This is a genomic window from Streptomyces sp. NPDC037271 (assembly GCF_055603605.1).
This window is the reverse complement of sequence record NZ_JBVJVN010000058.1, coordinates 1-1043: the sequence shown is the minus strand read 5'-3', so window position 1 is coordinate 1043 and position 1043 is coordinate 1. Positions and strand designations below refer to the sequence as shown.

Sequence of the window (1043 nt, the reverse complement as noted above, 5' to 3'; positions counted from 1 at the left end):
CGGCCGTGGCCCTCCAGGTCGACCAGCACCCCGCCGTCGGCGTCCACGCCCCGCGCCTCGCGCCACTGGCGCACCGCGAGGGCCAGCGCGCCCAGCAGCACGTCGTCGACTCCGCCGTGGAAGGCGGCGGGGACCGAGGAGAGCAGCGGTGCCGTGTGCGTCCCCGGCAGCGTCACCGTCAGCCGTCCTGCCGTGCCGGCGGTGTCGCGGGCGGGGTCCAGCTCCCGGCTGCCGAGTGCCGGCTCGCCGCTTCCCGTCGTCTCCCGCCAGTACGGGAGTTCGGCGGTCACCCGCGGGTCGTGCGCCCGCTCGCCGAGCAGTCCCGCCCAGCGCCGGAACGACGTGCCCACCGGATCCAGCCGCACCGGCCCACCGGCCGCCACCGACTCCCACGCCTGCCGCAGATCCGGCAGCAGAACCCGCCACGACACCCCGTCCACCGCCAGGTGATGCACCACCACCAACAGCCGGCCCGACACCTCCGGACCCGCGTCGAACCACACCACCTGCACCACCACACCCGACTCCGGCGCCAACCGCGCCACCGCCGCACGCGCCTCCCCCACCACGACACCATCGGCATCGGCATCGCTATTCGCATCGGCATCGGCGAGAGGCACCCGGCGGACGCACCGGGCGGCGTCCACCGAACCCCGCTCCCCCACCTCCAGCGCCCAGTCCCCGGACACCCGCAACCGCAGCACGTCGTGATGGTCCAGCAGCGCCTGCACCGCCGCCGTCAGCCGCTCCTCCCCCAGACCGGCCGGCACCCGCAGGAACACCGACTGCTGGAAACCCTCCGCCGTGCCCCGCCACTCCCGCAGCCAGCGCATCACCGGAGTCGCCTCGACCGGACCCGTACCGTCATCCTCGACGGCGTCCGCCGCCTCCTCGCCGACGGTGCGGCAGACCTCCGCCAGCGCGGCCGGTGTCCGGTGCTCGAAGATCTCGCGCGGGGTGAGGACGAGACCGGCCCGCCGTGCCCGGCTGACCAGCTGGATCGACATGATGCTGTCCCCGCCCAGCGCGAAGAACCCGTCGTC

At 75.0% G+C, this 1043-nt stretch carries 1 protein-coding gene; it reads right to left on the bottom strand.

The window, feature by feature from the left end; all coding sequences use genetic code 11:
* Positions 1-1007: condensation domain-containing protein (locus ACZ7G3_RS35705; RefSeq protein WP_470930874.1), on the bottom strand; the 1007-nt coding region annotated here is incomplete at its 3' end.
* Between the last annotated feature and the right edge of the window lie 36 nt (positions 1008-1043).